This is a genomic window from Paenibacillus sp. Root52 (assembly GCF_001426865.1).
Lineage (GTDB): Bacteria > Bacillota > Bacilli > Paenibacillales > Paenibacillaceae > Paenibacillus.
In genome coordinates this window covers 446,080-470,932 of record NZ_LMFO01000001.1, presented here as the reverse complement: position 1 = coordinate 470,932, position 24,853 = coordinate 446,080, and the positions used below count along the sequence as shown (strand labels likewise).

Sequence of the window (24,853 nt, the reverse complement as noted above, 5' to 3'; positions counted from 1 at the left end):
TTACCTCAACCTATTAATGCAATAGAATGGTACGACATCCGCATCTCTTTTATTTTATTGTGTATTGCGGTCATATCCCGCTTGTTTAATTTCTAGCCATTCTTGTAATCCAAGTCGATCCAGCTCTTTCAGATAGGTATCCCACTCCTGCTCAATTTTTCCGTTTTGATACCATTCTGTGCGTAAGCGCAATACATATGCAAACAGATCGGTCTCAATGGTTGATAATCGGTCGAGCTCATCGATTGAGAAAAACACGCTTGGATATACATTATCTGCCTTCATATGTGGAACCATCACCTGATCAAGAAGATTCATACGCCACGCAGCATCCTCCGGTTTGGTTGTGTATTTGTCATAGTAGCTATCTAGAATCGCTAGTGGTCCGGCAATACTCGTTTTTTGTCTAAGCTCGACAGGAGCAGCTCCTTCCAGCGGCATGTGCTTCAGCATACCTTTGGCTTCATCGAATTCAAAAATATTCTGTTGCGTTTCATCCCCGTACGTTCCCCAGTTGTTCTGAATCGATTGAAGTGGTTCGTACAATTGATCTACCCATTTCGCTGTTGATTCCAGATTTTTATTACTACTGGTGATCACCATACGCCCTCTGTCAAGTCCAATTCCATTCGTTCTTGTGACGTTGCGCTCACCATTAGGGCCAGCGAGCGGAGGCAAAACATCATATGTTTCATTCATTCCCGTGATATTGGCCTTATCCCAAGTAAAATACATACCATATTTGTTGTCTTTGCCTTTAGCCAGATATGTGTTCCAATCCTGTTGATATGCTTCTATATCTATTAGATCTTCCTGTACAAGTTCATGGATATACTTTACCGCCTCCTTGTACCCTTCATCCGCTGCAGTAAACACTACCTTGCCATCATTCGTCACAACGGTATGATCCCAGTTCTCTCCAAGTCCAAATGCCGCAAAGAGAAATGTCAGATCTTCACCACCTGGTTTGTTTATAAACGATAAAGGAATCTCATCAGCTTTGCCGTTCCCATTTGGATCCTGCGTTTTGAATGCTATCAGAACTTCCTTTAACTCCTCAGTAGTCGTCGGCATCTTAAGTCCAAGGTTGTTCAGCCATTCAACATTGATCCAAGGTAAATTATCCACCGATTGTATCCGCTGTTTTCCACTTCCAAGCTCTTCAATCCATGGAAAAGAGTAAATATGTCCATCCGGAGCGGTAATCATGCTCTTATATTCAGGAGCTTCCTTCAACACCTTTTGTAAATTAGGCATATACTGTTCGATTAAGTCTTCGAGTGGAATAATCGCACCGTCTTTGGCGAGTTTCAGGAGATCATAATCCCCATAACCAGCGTCAAAAATGGCATCAGGTAAATCCCCACTTGCAACGGCCAGATTTCTTTTCTCTGCAAATACATCGCTGGTATAATTCTTCCAATTGATGTGCACGTTAGTCTTCTCTTCTAATCTCTTATTAATCAGTTTGTCGTTCGGATCTGCCGGGGCTAGCGGCGAACTCTGCGTAATAAAATTCAATGTCACTTTCCCATCAGGAGACTGTGCTTCGCTTGCTGCACCGCCCCCTCCACTACTGCAGGCTGAGAGCAAAAACACAGCAGACAACATAGAAAGGGATAAAGATTTTAACGTTTTTTTGGACTTTTCCACTTTTTTCATGATGTGACCTCCAATTTATATTGTTAAATCCAACATAATGTATCTCAGGTTGTTCACTATTTGAGTGAACCTACCATGACACCTTTTTCAAAGTACTTTTGAAAAAATGGATACATAATAATAAGCGGTAAACTTGAAATAACAATCGCTGAATATTTAATCATCTCAGAGAGACGTTTCAACTCAGCCATCGCAAGCTGATCGCTGATCATGCCAGGTGCAGCCTGGTTTTGGATCAGAATTGAACGCAATACTAGCTGCAATGGATGAAGATTCGGATTATCCAAATAAATCATGGCATCAAAATAAGAATTCCACTGCCCTACGAACGCGTACAATGCAAGGACAAAAATGATTGGTTTGGACAGTGGAATGACGATCTTAAAAAATATCTTCATATCTGAAGCACCGTCCACGTTCGCCGCTTCTTTAAGTTCTCTGGGCACACCTTTGAAAAAAGTTCTGGAAAGAATGATGTTCCAAACGTTGATTGCTCCAGGGAGGATGATAGCCCATATGGTATCCAGCATGCCGAGGTTACGCACTAGTAGATAGGTAGGAATCAACCCACCACCAAAGAACATCGTAATGATAAACAAAATCATGAAAATCCCTCTGCCAGCCAGCCTATCCTCCGATAATGCATAGCCTGCACAGATTGAAACCGCCACGGTTACGAAGGCAAACGAAACAGAATATAATACTGCATTCACAAAACCTCGAATCATCGCTGGATTAGACAATATCATCTGATAACCATCAAGACTCCAGTCGGATACATTGAAGGATAATCCCTGATTAAGTAGTACCGTTGGATCCATAAATGAAGCGATAACAATATATAACAGTGGAACAACCACTACCAGAACGGCACAGGTGAGGAAGATAGCATTTAGTACAAGAATGAAACGATCTAGCCCCGTCGATTTGATAGTCATGAATAACCCCCCTTTCTAATAAAGCCCTTCGCCTTCGTTTAATTTCTTCACAATCAGATTCACAGTAACGAGCAAAATTACATTAATAATCGAGTTAAACAGTCCTACTGCCGCAGAATAAGCGTAATCACCAGACTGTAATCCAACTTTGTATACATAGGTTGCAATAATTTCGGAGGATGGGAGATTCATAGATGTTTGCATCAGGTATGCCTTTTCGAATCCGATGGACATGATTCCACCAGCAGCAAGAATAAATACAATCGCCATAATTGGACGAATCGTTGGAAGGTCAATGTGCCGAATACGCTGAAGAAGATTAGCTCCATCCAGATTGGCTGCATTGTGAAGCTCAGGATCGACATTAGCCAAAGCTGCAACGTAAATAATTGAAGCCCATCCTGCTCCAGTCCAAATATCAGATAAAATGTAAATCCAACGGAAGTACTCGGGTTCAGACATAAACATAATTGGCTGCCCAGTAATCCATGTGGTCAACTGATTAACTGGACCTGTAGGCGACAAGAAAATGAACAGCATTCCCACAACGACGACTACCGAAATGAAGTTAGGAGCATACAGAAACAATTGAATGTTCTTCTTCACTCCTGCTTTGCGCACTTGATTAAGCATAAGTGCAAGTAAAATGGGTACTGGAAAGCTGAAAATCAACCAAAAAAAACTGAGCTTAAGCGTATTCAGAAAGATGACATCGAAATTAGGTGAAGCAAGAAACTTCTCGAAATGCTTCAAGCCTACCCAATCACTCCCCATGATTCCCTTGATCGGGCTGAAATCTTTGAATGCAATTATGGCTCCATACATCGGAATGTATTTGAAGATCAGAGTCAGGATGAGAGCTGGCGCTAGCAATACATACAAAAAGTAATTCTTTTTGAGCTGCTGCAAATGATAAAGAATGGAACTCCTCTCTTTGAAGCCACTTTCCATCCTCTTTTTGGTGTTCACTGTGTTATCCAACACATTACCTCCGTTCTTCGATGAAATTCACATTTGCTCACAGTAAGGGCTTTCATTTTTTTACAATTGCTCAAATGATATGTTTCAATTTATCAGGTATAGTGTCAATAAGTCAATACAAAATGTAAAATTAAATTGTGCAAATGAATCATTTTTTTTGATTAAAAATATACAATCCCCTGTGCAAAAACCAATTTTCTTTACTTTATAGCACTCTAATTAATAGAATACATTTTATATATGTTGAAATACACTAAGAAGCCATAAAAATTTTCAAATTACAAATGTTTGATTAATTTTTACATTTGTAAACTAACAATTGCTATTTGTTTCAATATACTATACATTTGACTTAGAGAATTATTAGATTATTCATTTGATTAATAGAGGTGTACATGAGATGACAAAAGAAAAAGTTACTATACAGGACATTGCCGATGCTCTAGGCATCTCCAGAAATACAGCTTCCAAGGCACTAAATGATAGCGGAAACATTCCAGAAGAGACAAAGAATCGAGTAGTTAAGAAGGCCATCGAATTGAAATATAAACAATTTGCTTATATGGAAAATGAACATATTCTTAGTAAAACGCCAGGTAACATTGCGCTATTAACGGAGAATCTTCCGAATACTTCTCATTTTGGATCGTTGTTAATCAGTGGTCTGGAGAAAAGAATAAGTTCTGAGGGGTATAATCTCTCGATACATATCGTCCGTGAAGTTGATAAGGACGTCCATGAGCTTCCTAACAATTTTGATATATCAAAAGTGGATGGAATTATTTGCATTGAGTTATTTGATATTGAATACACGCGCTTGATTACAGAACTGGGGATTCCCACGATCTTCATTGACTGTGCGTCCAACATATCTTATCCCGATTTCCAAGCTGATCTTCTACTTATGGAGAACGAACATAGTACCTATAAGTTAACCAAAAACTTAATTGATTCTGGCTACAAAAATATCGGATTCGCCGGTGACTACAATCACTGTAAAAGTTTTAATGAACGATGGATTGGGTTTAATCGGGCGATGTTGGAGTCGGATGTACAGGTTAATCCTTCCTACTGTATAACAGATAATGATAAATTATTTTTCTCCAAACCTAATTGGCTAAAAGAACACGTAGTAGCCCTCAATTCCCTTCCTTCGGCATATGTATGTGCTAATGACTTTATCGCAGTGGAAATCATCAGAGCATTGAGATCAAAAGGATTGGCAATTCCACAAGATGTTGTTGTGTATGGATTCGATAACGCACCTGAATCAAGAATTATTGATCCTCCGTTTTCGACAGTTCATATTTACAGTAATGAGATGGGGATTAAAGCTGCTGAGATGCTACTATCACGGATTGACAATCCTGCACAACCTTATCAGATTTCACATATTGTTACTAAACCAATATTAAGGTAGTTCCGTCTGAAGTAGTTATCTCTAAGAACCATAAATAACCAGCATGAAGCCTAGGGCTCTAATGCTGGTTATTTATATGTTAGAATTCAAATTCAGAGCAAGTACAGGTACTCTGCTAGATTAATTTGTTGTATATCATGTGATTACACCACTCCACGGCCTTCTCCAACCTTCATTGCAAGTTAATCATTTGTCCCCAAAGGGTTGTTGCGTATGTTTTGCGGGGTTGCTCCGTATACTTGTTTAAACTTTTTATAGAAGAAACTCATACTCTCGTAGCCCACCTGCTTAAATATCGATTCAAATGGCAGTTGAGTATTCACTACCAGCGAATACGCTGCATTCAATCTGATGTTGGCAATCAGCTGTGTATAAGTTAGCCCGGTTACCTTTTTTAACTTATTACTCAAGTAGGTGCTGTTATAACTGAACTGATCGGATAATTGCTGTAAACTTAGATCTCTGTAATGCTCTTCCATATAGTTTAATATGTCCGTAATTTTATTCTCCTGCTCATTTAGATGAATGTTGTGTTCACTTTCAAGGACACGAACCAATTCCCCGAACACGATCTGCATATATGCTCTCACCATTTCCATCGAATCGGTTTGCTCTGAATAGTATTCCATCAGTATTCTTCGCAGAATGTATTGCAGGTTTCCGTGATCCTGAGATTTGAAAATAATAAAATGGTCATGATGCTGATGCTGGAGCACTGAGTTAGCCAGAAATTCGCCGATTAAGCTTTTTTTCTTCGACAGACGCTGTAGAAACAGAGAAGAGATCGTTTCCCTTTGCAACAAAATATTAATAAGTATATCGTTCTCACCCAGCGGAGCGATGCTATGAGGAACATCCTTGTCCAGCACGCATATCTGGCCTTCGTCGAGCTGAGTTTCCTTTCCTGCTATAATCTGATGACATCTTCCCGAATAAACATAGTTCAACTCTATAAATTCATGCATGTGTTCCAGCATCGGAGCAAAACGATTATGCTTTTTAATATAGATATCATGTTTGTCAAAGAAAAACGAGGCAGGCATGCGATATATATTCCTCTGCGTATCAAAATATCGTTCATCTTCGGATTCAATTGAAAGATCGTTAATTACCTCATTGTTCCGTTGTTGTGTCCGTTCAATTTCCGTTTTGGTTCGTAGCAACCGATCCAGCTCTTGAAGATCCATGAATCCCGCCTCCCCCTTACTTGATAATGGAAAAAACGGGCAGCGAACTGCCCGTGATAGATAACGGTCTCAGAGAACTATTATCCCTCTAGTATTGCCGCCTGATCTCGTCCTGTCTTTCCTTTGATAGCAATTCCGAGACAGATAAACGCAGCTACCGTAAACAGGATGGAGGATACAAGGAATGAAAATGATGCAGAAGCATCGCCAAATAATGTACCCACTACTTTGATGACATAAGGAGATGCAAACGCACCCAAATTGGAGCCCACCATAGCAATTGATATCGAAATCGTTTCGCTGCCTTTAGGTACAATTTTAGTCAATGTCGTAAAAATATAAGGGATAAACAGCGCAAAGCTAAACCCGATGATCAGCATGGCGATCGTTACCATAGTTACGCTCTGTGATAACCATAGCAGTACAAAACCTGCAGCCGTCAAGAGACTTGAAACAAAAGGAGCAAAGTTTCTGAACCAAGTATATATTTTTCCGAATAAAAATCCGGCGACCATAGACGACAACGAAAACAAGGTTAATGCGGTGCCTAAAAATTCGGCATTCGACATGTTTTTTTCACTAATCATAATGCCCGTTTTGGTATAAACGATCATAATAAACGTCATAAACATAAACAGGACGGCACTTAATCCAAGAACAGGCAACGATACTCCGCCTCTTCTGGAGTCTGTTTCTGTTGAAGGAAGTAACAAATTGTTATCGCGTTCTGGTTCAGGCACAACGATGAAAAATAACAACGCAATGGGTAGCGTAATGGCGTAACATAAAAAAGCGAACTGCCAATCAATCAGGGCGAGCTGTCCAGCCACGAATGTCGCGAAACTGGTGCCTAGCCCTTGAACGGCACTTTGGAATCCAACCAGTTGAGCTCGTTCGTCCCCTTCAAAAAAGTCGCTTATTAAGCTGACAGCAAGCGAGTTAAACATACCCAGCCCAGCCCCAAGCACCAATCGCAAGGCGAGAATCCAAGTGATGTTTGTTGTAAACATTGGCAAAATTCCGCCAGCTAGCACCAATAGGAGCCCGAACATCACCGTATTCTTTTTGCCCAAACGGGAAGAGATTGGGCCACTCAGCAACACAAACAGCATCATGGTAAAGGAAGGAATTGTGACTACGCTTTCGATCAGCGAGCTGGATACGCCCGACAACTGGTTCAGCATCATCGGAATAATCGCCGAGACGGCGCTTGCCGACGTCAAAACCAAAGAAATGGATAACAAAGCTGTCTTGAATAGTATACGATTCTTCGTTTTCATGCTAAGTCTCTCCTCTAGTTTACGCCATTTAACTTCTGGATGCATGCACGGGAACTCGTGTTGGATGTTCGTAATTATACTGGAATGTGTAATTCCCAGAACCCAATGTAAACGTTAATCCCTTCTCTTCATTCATATTGAAGATGTCCCGCTTACCTTCTAATCCCATTTTCTCCGCTAATTCAGGAGGAATATTAACAGGCGGATTGGTAATTGAAGGGTAATGTTCCATGATTCTTCGCTGCACCTCTTCAACCTCTGCTACACATGGCAGCGTGATTTCTGCTGTTGTATTGTGAGGAATATCAACTTCAAACTGCATTTCATTCTTCACAATTTGCCAATGAACCTTCAGTGGTCCATAAGGCGTTTTAAGTTCACCGCGTGCAGAAGTTAGATTAACAGGTGGTTTGGGTGCAATACGCGACTTTTTGTATCCAGCTTCAATTAGGTCAATCCCCGCAATGTTCCGATACATGAAATCACCGACTGAACCGTATGAATAGTGGTTGAAGGAGTTCATCGCTGTACTCCAGAAAGACCCGTCTTCTCTGATACTGTCCCAATGCTCCCACATGGTTGTTGCTCCCCGTTCCACTTGGTAGAGCCATGAGGGGTAATCGTTCTGGAATAGCAATTTATATGCTACATCCGCATAGCCATTATCGGATAAAACCAGACAAAGATATGGCGTGCCGACAAAACCGGTATCCAGATGCATGTGTTTCTTTTCAATGAGATGGACGAGCTCTTGAATAACTTTCTTTTTATGCTGATCAGGCACCAAGTCAAAATGCAATGCAATGACCTGTGCAGTCTGTGTATTGGATGTAAGCCGGCCTGTTTCGTCAAAATATCGGTCGACAAAAGCCACTTTAATACCTTCGTGTAGTAACTGATATGTTTTGAAATCATTATAGTTATTCAGTAGCTTCGCCGTTTGAGCCACAATCTGCGTGGAATACGCAAAGTAAGCCGTAGCAACTAAGGTTCCATCTGTTGCCCCAAAATAACTTCCTTCCTCACTATCCAAAGCTAACCAATCCCCAAGTTGCAGCCCTGTATCCCAAAGATACTCATTTTCCCCTTGAATACGAATATAATCGACCCAGGCTTTCATACTGTCGTATTGTTGTGCCAGAATTTGTTTATCACCATAACTTTGATAGATCGTCCATGGACAAATGACTGCCGCATCGCCCCATGCCGCTGTCGTTCTACCTGTGTTATCCGCAAAAACGCCTTTGAGTACATCCGGAACGACAAACGGAACCGAGCCATCCTCCATTTGGTTGAATGCCAAGTCCTTTAACCATTTACGGAAGAAAGAAGCTGCATTCATATTGTAACTTGCTGTTCTCGCAAAAATTTGCGCGTCGCCAGTCCAGCCTAGCCGCTCATCTCGTTGCGGACAATCCGTAGGTACGTCAAGGAAATTCCCCTTTTGTCCCCAAACGATGTTATGCTGGAGTTGGTTTAGTTTGGCATCGGACGTTTCAAATACACCGATCGGCTCCATGTCCGAATGCAGGACAACCCCAGTAAAATCTTCAATGGAGATCCCCTCTGGAAACCCTTCCAGCTTAACGTATTGAAAGCCTTGGAACGTAAAATGCGGTTGATACGTTTCCGTACCGTTTCCACTGCAGATGTACGTAATCTCTTGAGCAGCATCTCGAATATTATCCCGATAGAAGTTCCCTTCCTGATCCAATACTTCGCCGTGAACCAGTTTCAACACGGTACCCGCCGGAGCCTTAACCTTGAATTCAACCCATCCCACCATGTTTTGCCCCAAGTTAAGTACACGTTCGCCTTTGGGAGTGTGAATAAGTTCAACAGGGTGGAGACGATTCATGATTTTCACAGGTTCATTCTCTTGGGCAACCAGATGTCTCAAAGGAAACTGCATCTCTTGCATCATTTTCTGTCCGTTCACTTTGTCATCTGCTTCTTCCGTTATTTCAAGCCTTGCATCATAGATTTCACCGTTATAGATGTCGGACATTAGAATGGCAGATCCCGTTTCCTGCCAAGAAGCGTCAGAGCAGATCAGCTCGGTGTGACCGTCTTCATAGCTAATTTTCATTTGAAGCAGTATTGCATTCGTATCCCCATACGTGTCTTTGCGCTTTTGCCATCCTAGATATCCACTGTACCAGCCTTCACCTACAGTTGCCGTAATACGATTATGTTGCTGATTGATAAGATGGGTGACATCATAGGTCTGAACCTGTACGCGGTCGTTGTAATCCGTCCATCCTGGAGTAAAGTAAGCATCGCCTACTCTTTGTCCATTTAAATTCAATTCATACAATCCGAGGCTCGTTGTATAAATGACAGCTTTGTTAACCTTACCTTCAATTGCAAACCTCTTAGTAGTTGCGAACGGTGACCGTGCATTAAAATCCTTGTTAATGCTTCGCTCCCTGACAGTGATCCATTTCGCTTTCCAATCCTGTTCGTATAAGAGACCCATTTCCCAAAATGCTGGCTCACTCCATGCCGACTCTTCAGGCTCAGCGTCGCCTGCTCCTTGTGCCCAAACCTTGACTCGATAATAATATCGTTGTCCCGATTCCAACGGCGGACCCTCATAGCGAACAAGAATAGATTGATCCGAGTAAGTGAAATGATTCCAGTGTAAATTTTCGAATTCTGCACTTAATGATACTTGCAACTGAAAGCGCTTTTGAATGACATGCAGGTTGTCCGATTCGATATGCCAGCTTAACCTAGGATTCAGGCAACCCAGCCCAATCGGATTGTTGAAATGTTCGCATCGAAGCGTTTTCACTTTTAACATCGTGACGACCTCCCCCTTAAACCTTTTAAGTTGATACTATAATTAAACGCTTTCAAGGAATGAGCGTCAATGTTGTATCCTTGTATTAGGAGTGCTTGATTTACAGATCTTTTTTATTGTTCAGGGTGATAACTGGTCGTTATGTGCCATTAGGTAAGCCCCAATTGAAACAACCTAAACCTTCTCAACTATAGCTCAAAATAAATCGAGGTTTAAAGATGGGCATGAAAAAAGAGCCTTAAAATCTAAGACTCTTTTAAAATCAGATTTTTGCTTGATATCCAATGCATAAGGAGTGTAGATTACACTGGAGATACAGTCATTTTGAAACTCCAGTTTCCGATTTTTTTCCCTTTCCGCTCAATGGTTGTATAATCAAACTCCGTAAATCCATTCTACGTATAGAAACTTCTATTCGTTTCACTATTCGTAAATGTAACAAATGATGCTGGCAGAGTTCCTTTATTCTCTTTCTTAATGTATGGGATGACTCATGGCCTTAAAATCTGACTTTGCCCGTTGAAAACTAAGACTCTAAATACCCTCATTTCAATCCACGCACTCATACAGAGTGCGACAGCGGAAATACACGTAATAAGGATATATTATCATACCTTATCGCGTAATTCCGATATTTCCAACAAGTGTTTTATCCATTATACCCCTCAGCAGTAATTATTCTTAATATCAGTGTTGGCAAAAGGTCATGAAAAAGATTCATTCGACAATGTTCGGGGTGCGAATGTCCCCGGGAAATCATGTGCACTTAGGGTTCGCACAGCCGTTAGGCTGTTTATAAATTAACGGGTTGAGTTATATTTTACACATGTCTCGATCGATTCTTGGTAATTTAAAATCATTGATTTAATCCGATATATATTCTATGACTTGATATCACATTTTGATTTGGATTTTATAGAAGCAAAGAGCCTCCGCTCGGCATCTAACCGTACGGAGGCTCTTCACAAGCTGGACTGCAGTGGCTGAATCAGTCATGAATCCTTGTTATCTTAGATCAGGTCAGACTGTTGCAGTAATCTTCTAAGGATGGTGGCTGTCTCGGCTCTTGTGATCGACTGCAATGGTGCAATCGTATTTGAACCGCGACCCGTCACTAGCCTCGTGTGGATACTGGCTGCGGCCGCTTCCTTCGCCCAGTCGGCTACTTGCGCTGCATCCGTGAAGCTGGACAATTGCTGCACAGCATTGGCAGGCACCTGGCTGTCCAGTCCTGTCACTTTCATGGCTCGTGCAATCAGAGTCATCGCTTCCTGACGGGTAATCTGCTCTTGTGGACGGAATGTGCCGTCCTCATAGCCGCTGATCAGACCATAGTCAGAAGCGGTCTTCACGACATCTGTATACCAGTCTGTCTCGTTCACATCGCGGAAGCTATTGCTCCCTTTACCTGGCTTCAGACCAAGTGCACGCACAACGATGGATGCGAATTCTCCACGTGTAATGCTACGATCTGGTTCGAACGTGGTGTCTGTTACGCCGCTCACGATCATACGAGAGCCCATATCGTTCACTGCGGTGTTACTCCAGTGGTTAGCCACATCCGTGAAAGCTTGAGGATAGTACACAATTCCATATGCACTATTAGTCAAGCTGTTAATCTGCGCATAATATACGCCGTTCTTTGTTGTAATTGTCGTTGGTACGTGACGAGCGTTGCCATCTTTATCAATGACGACGCCTGTAGTCATTTGATCAGGAGCACTGTTGGCTGGAAGAGCAATCGTACGCTCAACGTAGCTACTGAATTCATTTACAGGTGTAGTATTACCGTTATAGCTAGCGAGTACGTTGAATTCCACAGGTGTTCCGACTAGCGTATATCCACCTTGCTGTGCAACGGACTTCGCTGCTTCCACTGTAGTTGGATCTACTTGAGCAATCTCTACTTGAAGCTTGATGCTCTCAAGGGAATCGTTACTATTCAAGTTAAGCTGCTCAGCCACACTACTAATCTGAATCTGACTTGCTGGTAGTGTGTAGCTTGCTGTGTCTGTCTGAAGCACCAGCACCGCCTGTTTATCTTCCATGAGTTTCACCGTCTGTCCATTCAGCTCACCGATAATTACATTTGCATTTGCGCTAGGACTACCCGTGACTGGAATCGTGATTACACTGCCGGCGGGTTCGGTATTCAGCTTTTGCGCGATTGCTTCCGCATTTACAGAGATCGTCACGACCTGCTTCCCATTCACTGTGGTAGTCGTTAAGGTTCCCGCAGATTCTGCCCGGCCGTTCACTAGTACCTGAACGCCGCTATTGGTATTACCATTTGTCAATGGTGGAGTAACGCTTGTACCACCGGTGCTTGCTCCACCTGTACCAATAGTTCCTCCAGAGTTTCCACTGCCTGGATTATTATCAATCGGGTTCTCGGGGCTGCTTGTATTCCGTGTAATGAGTAGCGTATATGTTTTCTTAGTGCTGCCATTTGGTGCAGTTACCTCAATGGTTACTGTATTGCGTCCGTTTTCGAGCGCGATCTTTGCACTATTTCCACTTGTACTATTGATCTGAACACTCGCACCCTCTTGAACAGGAGTGACACTAACCAATAATGAGTTAGTTGAACTGCTTACACTTGCTGTATACTGCTCCACATCACGGCTGAAGGCAGGAGTCAGATTAAGTCCTGAAACCATAATCGCTGTCAGAGTCGCATCCTGAGATGGGGTGGCTACTTGACGAGTGACATGAATCGTATACGTCTTCGTCTGCCCGTTTGCTGCTGTCACCACGATCGTGATGGAATTGCTTTCCGCATTCAAGGAAATCGGATTACTGGCTTGACCACTTGTAACGACATCCCCGTTCACGGTAAATGTTGCATTCGAATCATCCGTAGTCGCAGTAATAGTGATGTTGTTGATTGTGTCCTCGACTTCCACATCGTAGACTTCCTTCTCAGAAGCGAAGGCTGGAGATAATGTACCGCTCGACAATGTTAAACCGCCCAGATCGGCATTTTCACTGAGTAAGCTAGTACGTTTTACAATTAGATTGTAAGTATTGCTGTTGCCATCCTCAGCTGTAACGATGATTTGAACAGTGTTCAAACCTGTCACCAGGTCAGAAACCATATAAGAATATACATCATCAATAACGGATTGCTCAGTCGCTCCAGTGACGTTTACAATCTGGCTGCTCTCTGCCTTAGAGAAGGAGAATTCTAGACTGGTTACTTCAGGATCTACATCGACTTGATAATCCAGCTCTGTTGCCGAGAAACCGGGATCAAGAGTACCTTGACCTACATTCAAGCTGGCCAGTGTAGCATTCTCGGATTGCCACTTGGCATAAAGCGTTATGCTACTAGTCACAGGTGTCTGAAAATCATAGGCCTGTGTCATCTCCATATCCGTGTACCAGCCGAAGAACTTATATCCATCTCTACTTGGTGGCAATGGCTCTGTTGCTGTAGAATTATGGTCGACCGACTGAGGCAAGATTGGGGTGCCTCCATTCGTGACGAAGGTAACCTCAGAATTCCCACTTTGCCATTGCGCATAGAGTGTGACGTCAGCGTTGTTAATGTTGAACGTATCATTAGGATTGTAGCTCGTGCCCGTTCCATCTGCTACTGTATTCCAGTGTGAGAAAGTGTAACCTGCTCTTTCCATATTACCTGTATTTCCAGCAACTGTGACGACCGGGGACACCGTAGAGTAGCCCTGATTGTCTAGGGGGACACTACCTGTCTCATGACCATTGCCATTGTAGTTGACGTTATACTGGGTAACCAGTTTCTTCACGGTTGCTTTCTGACCAGCTGATTGGTCCCGGTAAGCGCCGTATGGAATGTCCTTGGAGTCCAGAGCAAACGAAATATTCTGCACTTGGTTAAGAGTATTAGGCCCTGTGAAGTTACCTCCTCCAACAGGTTGCCATTGATTACCGACGAGCTTTCTGACAGCTGCTTGAGGACGTGCCCCACCAAACATGCCCCCGTTTTCACTATAAGCAATATAAAGGGTTCCTACCGAATCAAAAACCAATATGTTTTCTCTGGAAGCATTCGCGGCTAAGCCGCTGGTTCCTACAGTCTCCCATTGCGTACCCGTAAACTTGATTACAGAGTTTTTAAAAGAAATATCTTGATTGGTAAAAGCAATATAAGGGATATCGTCTGATCCGATTGCGATTGAAAAATGTGAGGCTTGACCAGTAGTAAGCTTTCTTTGGCCTACGTATTCCCACGCATTACCATTAAGCTTCTTAACAGACATCTGATAATTATCCGTTCCATCATTATAGACAACATAAGGAGTATTCTGAGAATCCAGTGCCAGAGCCATTTCATTAGTATCGTGTGTTACTACAGGTGCTCCACCGACAGTTGCCCAGGCACCACTCGTAAATTTAAGGACAACGGGAACAGCAACATTCAAATTCGATCTATCTTTAAAGAAAACATAAGGGTTATCTTGGGAGTCGAAGGTGATTTGAATATTGTCCGCCATACCAGCCGAAGCGTTTTGCCCCCCCACGGGTTGCCATTGACCAGCCGTGAATTTCCTAACCGTCAGCTTATAATTGTTGGCTGCGTCCGAGTACGCAAGGTATGGTGTACCTTGCTTATCAAAGGCTAGGGACAACTCAGCGGCTTGTCCTATTGAGATGCCTGGATCCCCTACATATTCCCATGCACCATCAATAAAATTCATGACCGATGCCTTATTGAGGTTTCCTTCATCTTTAAAAGCAACATAAGGAATATCTTGAGGATCCAAGGCCAGTGAAGTATATTCGGCTGGTCCAGAGCTAATCCCTGGGGAACCTAAAGTTGTCCAAGATTCAGTGGCTGCGTGAGCACGCTCTCCTCCCCAAGTGTGAAATCCGGGGATACCGCCCAGAACTAATAGACAGGTAAGTATCATAGATACTGCTCTCTTTGCATTTAGCATATTCTTGCTCATTCTTTACTTCCTCTCTAGTTGATATTTTTATATCAAAAGACTTAAGGGGTATTATACAGTTGGATTCTGGACCGATTCTGAACAATTGATCCAAAAAAGGGAATTGTCCCCTGTTCAGCAGGATCGCGTGACGGAACAGTCAAGTTACTCTAAACGAATACAGGATGGGAATTTGAATGTGACGTTGCAGTTGTAAACCTTATTCCCTCGGGTTAAACAGAGTATTAATTTTAGGTTCTAGCTACCCAGACTTGTTTCCTAGTTCAGAGTTTTATGCAAGCGGAATCACTTACTGGAACTCTACAGAATCTCAACGAGTTCTATATCTGATGATCTTCTCCTTAGCTTGGTATAAGAACTTGGTTCCATATAACAAAAAAAACCGCGATCATTATGATCAGCGGTTTTAGGCTACTAAAGTTTATGGCATTCCAGTTTGTTAATCGTACATCTTCACACTTGATAACGTGTAGATTTAATTCATTCAGTTCATACCCGGTGCATTATCTAGAGTCATCTGCTTAGAGCTTTTCTTCTTTCGTGGCTGCCCTTTCCATGAGAGGTATGTCCATATCCGTAAAATGTGTTCGACAGGGCCGCTACGAAACCTCTTGAGATAAAGTGGACTGATCCACAATTGTAACCCATAGACCGCAAGCGCAATAAGCGCACCCACAAATACGCCAGCACGGCCAAAGAGCCCTATACCGTATCCATAAAAAATCATCGTGCAAATGACGCTCTGCATCAGGTAATTTGTTAGTGACAGACGACCCACGGCTTCGAACCTTCTGAGCAGATCCATGCGGCTATCTCTCGTATATAATAGTGCAAAAGCGTAAATATAACCAAGGGCTAACAAAGAGCCCCCAATCGCTTCCCCAATTCCGATCGCGAACCATTCCTCTTCCCCACGAATGAGTTGCACGATTACGCTGTAGGCTTTAAGCACCAATCCGACAGGTATGAGCAGCTTAGCGCGACGGACGTACACTTGTCGCATAGCTTGTGGATCGTCAAAAGTGCCCATTCTCGCGGCGTGCATACCTAGAAGAAACATCGGGACAGTCATAAGTGGAGTAAACACCAGAAGCAGGAGAATCGAAGCCGAATTCAACTCATCGCCAATCGGATCGGCATGGTTACTGAATTCCTTAATCTCTGCATAACTTCCACTTCCGAAAACTTCTTGACTCTGAATAATATAAGTTTCCATCTGCGAGGTTGGGTTAGCTAGCGGATTCATGGGATTGGAACCTGGCAGACCCGATAAACCAGCTACAACCAGTAGCATAATCGCCCAGATTAGTAATGTCTTCGGCTTTCGATTCAGAAACATTAATAAGAAGAATCCAAGTACACCGTAAAACGCAAGGATGTCTCCTTCCCAGACATAATTGATATGTAACAATCCGATACCAAACAAGAGCAAAAAACGGCGAGACAGATGACACTTTGGTCGTAATTCTCGGGATTGCAGGCTTTCTGTCAGTTTAATCATACCGAAGCCAAACATAAATGCAAAAATTGGCATGAAGCTGCCCACCACAGCAATCTTTAACAATGAGTAGACAGCTCGATCTATGCCTTCAACACCGAACAATTGAAGTTCATTCTGACCATATACCCCGTATTGGAAGACCAGCATATTCGCCATCAGAATGCCCGCCAGACTAAAACCACGCAATCCATCAATGAGCCTGATGCGCGTTGGAGATGTATTCAATTCGCTTTCCCCTACCTTTTTCCATATTAGTAAAAAAGTAATTCTAGCACATCTTTTCTAAAGAGTCATCTTAACTTTTCATGCTGGAAAAGTACAAAAAAAGGATGCTCCGTAGCGTGATGCTAGGATACATCCTATTTATACGTTGAAACGCACTTCCTCTTTTCACTTTTTGGAAAATAATTATTTACTCCCCTAAAAAGATAACTTCTGTTTCTAATTGGACATTAAATTTAGCGTAAACTGTCTCTTTGATCAAGTTAATTAATTCTTGATAATCCTGAGCAGTCGCGTGATCCGCATTAATAATAAAACCCGCATGCTTCAATGAAATCTCTGCGCCTCCTATGCGAGTTCCTTGTAAGTTGCAGTCTTGAATGAGCTTACCGACAAAATGACCCTCTGGACGTTTAAACACGCTACCACAAGAAGGATATTCAAGAGGTTGTTTGGCCTCTCTTAACAAGGTCAGTTCCTTCATTTTCGCAGCAATGGCTTCCTTATCACCCTTCTGGAGTCTAAAGGTCACTTCCAGAATAATATATTCATTATCCTTAAAGATACTGTTACGATAACTCAGCTTCATATCTACGCGAGACATCGTCATCCGCTGTCCATCTCGCGTAATGACATCTGCACTTTCGACAACATCATCCACCTGACCACCATAAGCACCTGCATTCATATATATGGCGCCCCCTGTACTACCAGGGATTCCACATGCAAACTCTAGACCGGTGAAGCCGTGATCCAATGCAGCTCGTGAGACATCGATAATATTGGCACCACTTTGAGCAATAATGGTGTCCTCGTGCACTTTAATTTGATCAAAATGACTCAAAGACATGGTTACGCCTCGAATGCCCTTATCTTTTATGATTACATTCGACCCTTTTCCAATAATCGTGAGGGGGATCTGATGTGATTTGGCAATTTGTACAACGTTTACGATTTCTTCTGTCGTTGTTGGATGGATCAGTGTATCCGCATAACCACCTACTTTTACATAAGTGTGGTCTTTCAAAGGTTCATTTGATCTAAGCTTTTCTCTAGGTATTACATTTTCAAAAATGTCCATTTAACGTTCTCCCTACTACTGACTGGTTTTTAGATAAGACTTTAAGCATGCTGTGTACATGTATAGCAACAACTGTATTCCCTCATATTTCAGTATGAAATTTTATCAATAAATATGCCGCGCTCATCGCAATTCATATGAAGAAGTTTATGATCGAATCCACAGTTGCTTCTGCTCCAGCTACCAAAATAACACGATAAGTGTAATTACACTATAACCATAAACATCTTTTACATTCTGTAGTGGCATATTCATTATACAAAAATGTTTATAATACATAAAATTAATTCTGAATATTAATTATTTCAGGTCGTAATGCTGACTCAAACCAAAAAAGCCGCGTGGTAGCGGCTTGGAAATAATCACTTTTATTGTATACGATAATTAATAAAACGACTTTCATTTCCCACTGAATACAGGGAAGTAACTATGCTCACCATAGTCTTGAATGTGTGCTACATGTTTAAGATTTTCCATATCCTCATTACTGATTATAAAATCAAGCTCGACGTTCATTCTCATATGATCTGGGTTAGCTGTCTTCGGGATTACAACTAAACCAAGCTGGATACAGTAACGTAGGCAGAGCTGCGCAACAGATACGCCGTACTTTTCAGATATGACTTTGACCTCTGGATGATGAAGAACGGCCCCGTGGGCAATCGGAGAATACGCTTCGACCAGGATGTCATGTTGCTGACAGAATTCAATAAGCTCCAGTGGTGTGTTACTTACATGCGCTAAGATTTGGTTAACCATAGGCTTGATCTTACAGCTGGCAAGAATATTCTCGATATCATCCTGAAGAAAGTTAGAGAGGCCGATCGCTTTTACTTTGCCTGCTTGATATGCGTCCTCTAATGCTCTCCACACGTCTCTATTCTCATCAAAATAACGCTTTTGTTCACGGAATTCCTTCCACGGCTGCGGGCTATGAATAATCATGAGATCAAGGTAATCGAGTCCCATTTTGGCTAAGGATTCATCGATTGAATGCATAGCTTTATCATAGGTTTTGGCTTCAGCTATAATTTTCGTTGTAATGAATAGCTCTTCTCTTGCGACACCAGAGGCACGAATGCCTTCCCCTACACCCGTCTCATTGTTATATGCCTGAGCTGTATCAATATGACGATACCCGATTGAAATTGCGTCATGTACAGCCTGCTGAGCTTGCTCATCAGTAAGTAACCAAGTCCCGAGCCCTAATTGAGGAATGGATAAGCCGTTGGATAATTGGAACGTTTCTTTGTACATCGTATATTCTCCTTTTCTAGATGATTCTTACTTGCTTGCATCAACTTAAGATGCGTCACTTATAATGAATGAATTCAATTTCATTTGTTTAATCAACTCACGTCTATTATTATTTAAGTTAGAAATTCATATTCAATAGTTAAAGCATTGCGATTTGTCGATTTATTAACAGATCCATTGGAGTTGTTCATTATCTCTATCGATATGAAGTATTCGCAGAAAATCCAGTTAAGATAATCTGGGTACATGCCATTAAGTCACCCAAAGGAGAACACTATGGACATTCGAGTACTACGCTATTTTCTAGCCATCGCTAGAGAAGGCAATATGACTAAGGCAGCGACACTGCTTCACCTGACACAGCCTACACTCTCCAGACAGATCAAGGAGCTTGAGCTACAACTGGGAAAGAAACTCTTTGTCAGAAGTAGTCACAGTATCCTTCTTACTGAGGAGGGGCAGCTACTCCGCAAAAGAGCCGAAGAAATCGTCGAAATGATGGAAAAGCTGGAGTCCGAATTTCATTCCATGGAAGAAACAATTCGTGGAGACGTCTATATTGGCGGCGGTGAGACTGATGCAATGAAGCAGATTGCCCGGATCGTGCGAAAGATACAAGCATCCTATCCCGAGATTCGATACCATCTCTATAGCGGAAATGAAGAAGATGTTACCGAGAGACTAGATAAAGGTTTAATCGACTTTGGAATCTTAATTCAACCGGCTGATCTATCTAAATACAATTACGTCAATATTCCGGCCAAGGATGTCTGGGGTGTAGTCATGAGAAAAGACAGCCCTCTGGCTGAGAAATCGAGTATCCAAGTGGAAGACCTACTGGATCTGCCTCTCATCTGCTCGCGTCAGGCGATGAAACAGACCTTTACCACCAATGAATTTCGTAACTGGTTTGGTGAACATTTCGATAAGCTGATTGTGGTCACCACGTTTAATCTTGCGTATAATGCAGCGATTATGGTTGAAGAAGGTGTCGGTTATGCCATAACACTACATAAGATTGTGAACACCTCTTCCGACAGTAATCTATGCTTTAGACCGTTAACGCCGAAGCTTGAATCTGGTTTAAATATTGTGTGGAAAAAACATCAACTATTCTCTGCTGCCGCTGAACAATTTCTGGAAGAAATTCAGTCAAGCTTCTCCGAATCTTAATGCGCAGCACAACGTAGAACAACCACCCCGTCAGAACTCGCGTGAAGGCGAGGTGGTTCACTGTTATATGGAAGCCGATGTTTGCGCGGCCGAGCTCTTCAAGGTACTTCTAATTACAATCATAGCCAAACCTAATACAACGCTCAGGATACCGACCAATATGACGTATTTAACACCCACCGTGGAGATTAACACGCCACCAAGAGCTGATCCCACAGTGGTGCCCACATTACATGATGTTACAAATAATCCATTCGCAAAGTCAGGTGCCTCAAGCGCCACGGATGAGATCAGGTATTGATTCACATTCGCCATAATTCCTCCAGCCAAGATTCCCCATACAATGGTCAGCAGCATTACAGGTACTTGATACTCACCAATCGTGAAAAGCACGATGTAAACTACACCTAACAAGAGGGGGAACAACAAAATTGACTTGGCGGGATAATCCGTCAGTACTTTACCTGCAATAATATTCCCCAGCATATTAGCGCCACCAAATAGTAACAGCGTTGTGCTAGTCCATTGTGGCGTCATCTGAGTCACTGTGTATAAATATTCGGATACATAACTGTACACTCCAAATACAGATGCATTTAGCGACAACACCGCGAACATCGAAACCCACAATACTGGTCTTCTCAGCACCGAGAATTGAGAACCATACGATTGTTTTTCCTTCACAGGCATAGAAGGTACAAATATCAATGTGGCCACAAACACAATAATATTTACGACTGCGATAAACGTCATGGCCATTTCATAAGAGAACGCTGTATCAATAAAACTTACGATAGGTACACCAGCTACCATGCCGGCTGAAACGCCAATAAATACTTTGGCTACCGCTTTTGGTGCTTCTTCTTGACTTACAGATGATCCTGCAACGGTAAACGCCAGTGACATATAGATTGGGTGAAATAGAGCCGGGATAATCCGGGCGATCAGCAACAATGTGAAGCTAGAAGTGAATACAGACACTACATTTCCAATCACGAAAATACCTAATACAAGTAACATCACGTTTCTGCGGTTCATACCCGAGAATACTAACGGTAGAATAGGTCCCGAGACAGCAATACCTAGTGCAAATAAGCTTACAAGCAAGCCAGCTTGGGTAACACTTACACCAAAGTTCTCAGCAATGGTAGGTAATATCCCTATCACCCCCATTTCCGTGTTCAGTATCCCAAAAACACCTACGGTAAGTATGAATATTAATAATTTATTATTTTTAAGCAAAAAAACCTCTCCTGTCGTTATTGTTAAGTTGTTAATTCAGGCAATAAGCCAACCTTTCTATCCAAAACGGTGAAATATCATGAAAATAATTTGTAACATTTCAATTGTTTTCAAAAATGGCAGCTCAAAACCGAGCTGAGTTCCTCTCCCCCAGCTAAAGTACTCATTATAAGAGACATCAACCTTCAAAACTAAACAAAGTGATCAGCATGTATGATTGAAGTATCTTGTTATGAATTCGTTGCTGTACAGCCGAATAACGTTCCTCCTTTATCTCTATTTTATGAAAAATTTCTTATATTTCAAATACCTATAACTGATATCATGATATACCCCAGAAGCATTTCATGAATACCGAACACTCATCATTTGACTCAAAAGTACTCTTCCTCATTTAACTAATAATCAATCTTGTTTGATTAATCAACATATGTATATCATAATCAAATTTGAATTTGGTTCAATCGTTAATTGTTCTTGATCCGTCGATTAGACAACACACCTATTCAAACTGTTCATTAATTCGAAAGTTCGGATGATTTCACTGACAAGGTAGATTCATCTGCTAAAAAAAAGACCCACTCGTACATCATCATAAACCACGCTAATTCAAGCATGACTATGTGATCTACAAGCAGGTCAATCTTATTTCGTTTCAATCACTATTACTAATTATTCAAAAAGGAAACACGAATCCAGTCCGATATAGTGGAAAGGTTCACATTGTTTTGTAGGTTTTCATCTACTTCGTTAAAGGTAGGAAGCTTGTCAATATTGCTGCTTATCCATTGATAAAGCCCCTTCAGTCCTTCTGCATTTTGTGATCCTAACATCGGACTAATCGCTGCCTCAAAGTGTTCAAAAGGCAAGGAAACAAATTGAATCTCTTGACCAAGCACTTCGCTAAATTTCGCTGCAATTTCATTCCCTGTGTAGCCTTTGAGACCCGGAGCAGCGTAAATGCTTCCCGCTAATTCAGGATGAGTCAATGCATACACATGATACTGCGCAGCATCATCTAAGCTAATCCAGCTTATTTTTTGATCTGCAGGTACGGGATAAGCCAATACTCCTTCGTTTAGCACGCCAGGGATCATGAAGTTCTCCAGATAAACGATAGGCTCTACAATGATGTAAGGCAGCCCACTTTTCTTAACATCTTCAATTAATTGCCGATTAAGTTCTACGGCTAATGTATTCGTTATATCATGTTGAGGGACAAATCCTCCGGTGTTTACAACAAGTAATTCTACTTTTGCGTTAACCGCTGCTTCGATGGCATGATCTATATACATTTGGACTTTGACTGTATCAAACTCAACCGGAATGTTTAAGAACACACGATCCACGCCTTCATGAGCCTGAGCCAGAACTTTAGTATCCGACATGTCGCCTACTACAGCTTCAATCCCTTTACTCTGTAGCAGATCTGCTGCTTCAGGGTTACGTGTAATGCATCTTACCTTCTTGCCACTTGCGAGTAAACGATTCGCTACCGCTCCGCCTTGTGCTCCCGATGCGCCATATACTAAATAAAGATGATCTTGTTTCATTATGGTGAGTCCCCTTTGTGGTCAAATTAGATTGAACCATTAGACTTTCTAATGATACTATCAATATAGCAAATCAGATTAGAACGCATAAGTACGCACATTTGAGATATTAAGTATCCCATAAGATACTTAAGGAGGGACGAAATGAAACATCACGTTGACGCTTCTGATGACCGATGTCCAGTCGAGGCTAGTATTAATTTAATCGGAGGTAAATGGAAAATTTTGATCTTGTATCACTTGATCTCCGATAAGTCGAAACGATTTAATGAACTTCAAAAAACACTTTCAACCATTACCCCTCGAACACTAACACGACAATTGCGTGAGCTTGAGGAAGATCGTCTGATCCGCCGGATCATCCATCCTGAGGTTCCACCTAAAGTTGAATATATGCTAACAGATACGGGCAGAAGTTTGGTGCCGATCCTAATGGAATTGCAGAATTGGGGAACGAATTACTTACAAAACTCAGATTTAGATCAGGCGTAATTGCCAAACTGCTCCCAATACTTTAAAAATATGTACTTGCTCTCTAGACATTAGTAACAGTTAAAATGCAAAGTGAAAAGGAGCAGTCTGCTGGCTAGCAGATTGCTCCTTTTTTGCACCAGTTAGATTCTAGGTTAAATACTTGGTAAGATACCGTATCCCAAAATTTATAAGTTATTTATCCTGTTTAGCAGCTCCAGAAGGGTGATTCAAACCAAGGTGGTAAGAGATTTCTCTAGCGGTCTCTAAGATTTTATCAATGGTTCCTTGTTTATTTTCCTCCTTATAGAGGCTCAGTGGAATGGCACAGATGATACTCCCCACAACCTGATTCGTTGCATCAAATATAGGTGCACCGAAACCGATAGATTCATTCTTGCGTTCACTGAAGGTATATGAAAATCCCACACTTCTTATTTTCTCCACATCAGACCAGATATGCTGTACATCCGTGGGTTGAACTTCTTCTTGTTCAAGAACCTCTCCAATCTTCTCATCGGACAAAAAGGCCAAAATCGCCTTTCCACTCGCACCAATATGAATCGGTTGAAGAACACCTAATTCTAAACGGTATTGAAGTATATTGGAGCTATGAATGCCCAGAATAAAGGATAACTTCCGATATTGCTCCTGGTACTGTGCCAAATATACCGATTGTCCGACGTCTTGAGATAACTTCTTCAGATAGGGTTCAGCCACGGATTTTAATCCGAAGTTAGCGCTGATAAAGGAAGAAAGCCTAACCCACTCGTTTCCAATCGTATATTTATTGGTCTCCGGAATGATGTGTAAAATGTTCTCTTCTCTTAATGTCTTCAAGATGCGGTGAATGGAACTAGGTGGGCTATTTAAATAACGCGCTAGATCATTAACACCCCATACTGCCTGTTGATCAATAAAAGCCTTCATAATCGTTAATGTTTTTAAAGTTACGTTTGATTTGTTTGTCATTAAATTGCACCCTTCTTCATTTACGATCCTATCTTGATTATAATGTAAGCGTGTGCTATGATTCCAATCATATAACACATCCGTTCCACATTCAAGAATAACATTCCACTATTCGGAATGATTTTTTTATTCCAAAATAGTGGAATGACGTTCCGTATAGTGGAATGATCATC

Annotated in this window: 16 protein-coding genes; 3 read left to right on the top strand and 13 right to left on the bottom strand. The window is 41.8% G+C overall.

What is annotated here, in order from left to right; translation table 11 throughout:
* Positions 1–54 precede the first annotated feature (54 nt).
* From ASD24_RS02065 to ASD24_RS02055, 3 genes are read right to left on the bottom strand one after another with little or no spacing between them, the layout of a single operon-like run.
* The gene (locus ASD24_RS02065) at positions 55–1,662 is read right to left on the bottom strand and encodes an ABC transporter substrate-binding protein (protein ID WP_056690781.1); all 1,608 of its coding nucleotides are present in this window, start codon (positions 1,660–1,662) and stop codon (positions 55–57) included.
* Between the two features lie 56 nt (positions 1,663–1,718).
* Positions 1,719–2,600, bottom strand: a complete 882-nt coding sequence (locus ASD24_RS02060; RefSeq protein WP_056690771.1) for a carbohydrate ABC transporter permease — start codon at positions 2,598–2,600, stop codon at positions 1,719–1,721.
* A 15-nt stretch (positions 2,601–2,615) separates the two neighbouring features.
* Positions 2,616–3,551 carry an ABC transporter permease gene (locus tag ASD24_RS02055; protein WP_156395335.1) on the bottom strand — a complete coding sequence of 312 codons (936 nt, stop codon included), beginning with the start codon at positions 3,549–3,551 and terminating at the stop codon, positions 2,616–2,618.
* A 430-nt stretch (positions 3,552–3,981) separates the two neighbouring features.
* Here ASD24_RS02055 and ASD24_RS02050 point away from each other — a divergent pair, with 430 nt between their 5' ends.
* Positions 3,982–5,001, top strand: coding sequence for a LacI family DNA-binding transcriptional regulator (locus ASD24_RS02050; RefSeq protein ID WP_056690764.1), 1,020 nt, complete (start codon positions 3,982–3,984; stop codon positions 4,999–5,001).
* Between the two features lie 182 nt (positions 5,002–5,183).
* Here ASD24_RS02050 and ASD24_RS02045 read toward each other — a convergent pair whose 3' ends face one another.
* The 7 genes from ASD24_RS02045 to ASD24_RS02015 form a co-directional block, all read right to left on the bottom strand.
* Positions 5,184–6,188, bottom strand: a complete 1,005-nt coding sequence (locus tag ASD24_RS02045) for an AraC family transcriptional regulator (protein ID WP_056690761.1) — start codon at positions 6,186–6,188, stop codon at positions 5,184–5,186.
* Between the two features lie 80 nt (positions 6,189–6,268).
* The gene (locus ASD24_RS02040; protein ID WP_056690758.1) at positions 6,269–7,468 is read right to left on the bottom strand and encodes an MFS transporter; all 1,200 of its coding nucleotides are present in this window, start codon (positions 7,466–7,468) and stop codon (positions 6,269–6,271) included.
* Positions 7,469–7,496: 28 nt separating this feature from the next.
* Positions 7,497–10,274: an alpha-L-rhamnosidase gene (locus tag ASD24_RS02035; RefSeq protein ID WP_056690754.1), complete on the bottom strand. Its 2,778-nt coding sequence runs from the start codon at positions 10,272–10,274 to the stop codon at positions 7,497–7,499.
* A 1,010-nt stretch (positions 10,275–11,284) separates the two neighbouring features.
* Positions 11,285–15,208 carry a cadherin-like beta sandwich domain-containing protein gene (locus ASD24_RS02030; RefSeq protein ID WP_056690751.1) on the bottom strand — a complete coding sequence of 1,308 codons (3,924 nt, stop codon included), beginning with the start codon at positions 15,206–15,208 and terminating at the stop codon, positions 11,285–11,287.
* Between the two features lie 484 nt (positions 15,209–15,692).
* Positions 15,693–16,934, bottom strand: coding sequence for a DUF418 domain-containing protein (locus tag ASD24_RS02025; protein WP_056690748.1), 1,242 nt, complete (start codon positions 16,932–16,934; stop codon positions 15,693–15,695).
* Between the two features lie 187 nt (positions 16,935–17,121).
* Positions 17,122–18,012: a UDP-N-acetylmuramate dehydrogenase gene (gene murB, locus ASD24_RS02020; RefSeq protein WP_056690746.1), complete on the bottom strand. Its 891-nt coding sequence runs from the start codon at positions 18,010–18,012 to the stop codon at positions 17,122–17,124.
* A 399-nt stretch (positions 18,013–18,411) separates the two neighbouring features.
* On the bottom strand, positions 18,412–19,269 hold the full coding sequence (locus tag ASD24_RS02015; RefSeq protein ID WP_056690744.1) for an aldo/keto reductase: 858 nt from the start codon (positions 19,267–19,269) through the stop codon (positions 18,412–18,414).
* A gap of 276 nt (positions 19,270–19,545) precedes the next feature.
* Between ASD24_RS02015 and ASD24_RS02010 the strand changes: the two genes are divergently transcribed.
* The gene (locus ASD24_RS02010; protein ID WP_056690742.1) at positions 19,546–20,442 is read left to right on the top strand and encodes a LysR family transcriptional regulator; all 897 of its coding nucleotides are present in this window, start codon (positions 19,546–19,548) and stop codon (positions 20,440–20,442) included.
* A 63-nt stretch (positions 20,443–20,505) separates the two neighbouring features.
* Here ASD24_RS02010 and ASD24_RS02005 read toward each other — a convergent pair whose 3' ends face one another.
* Positions 20,506–21,684: an MFS transporter gene (locus ASD24_RS02005; RefSeq protein ID WP_056690740.1), complete on the bottom strand. Its 1,179-nt coding sequence runs from the start codon at positions 21,682–21,684 to the stop codon at positions 20,506–20,508.
* A gap of 668 nt (positions 21,685–22,352) precedes the next feature.
* The gene (locus ASD24_RS02000; RefSeq protein WP_056690739.1) at positions 22,353–23,237 is read right to left on the bottom strand and encodes an SDR family oxidoreductase; all 885 of its coding nucleotides are present in this window, start codon (positions 23,235–23,237) and stop codon (positions 22,353–22,355) included.
* 144 nt (positions 23,238–23,381) lie between these two features.
* Here ASD24_RS02000 and ASD24_RS01995 point away from each other — a divergent pair, with 144 nt between their 5' ends.
* Positions 23,382–23,729, top strand: coding sequence for a winged helix-turn-helix transcriptional regulator (locus ASD24_RS01995; RefSeq protein ID WP_056690734.1), 348 nt, complete (start codon positions 23,382–23,384; stop codon positions 23,727–23,729).
* Between the two features lie 174 nt (positions 23,730–23,903).
* On the opposite strand, the gene ASD24_RS01990 is transcribed toward ASD24_RS01995, so the two are convergent.
* The gene (locus ASD24_RS01990) at positions 23,904–24,680 is read right to left on the bottom strand and encodes an IclR family transcriptional regulator (RefSeq protein WP_056690730.1); all 777 of its coding nucleotides are present in this window, start codon (positions 24,678–24,680) and stop codon (positions 23,904–23,906) included.
* Between the last annotated feature and the right edge of the window lie 173 nt (positions 24,681–24,853).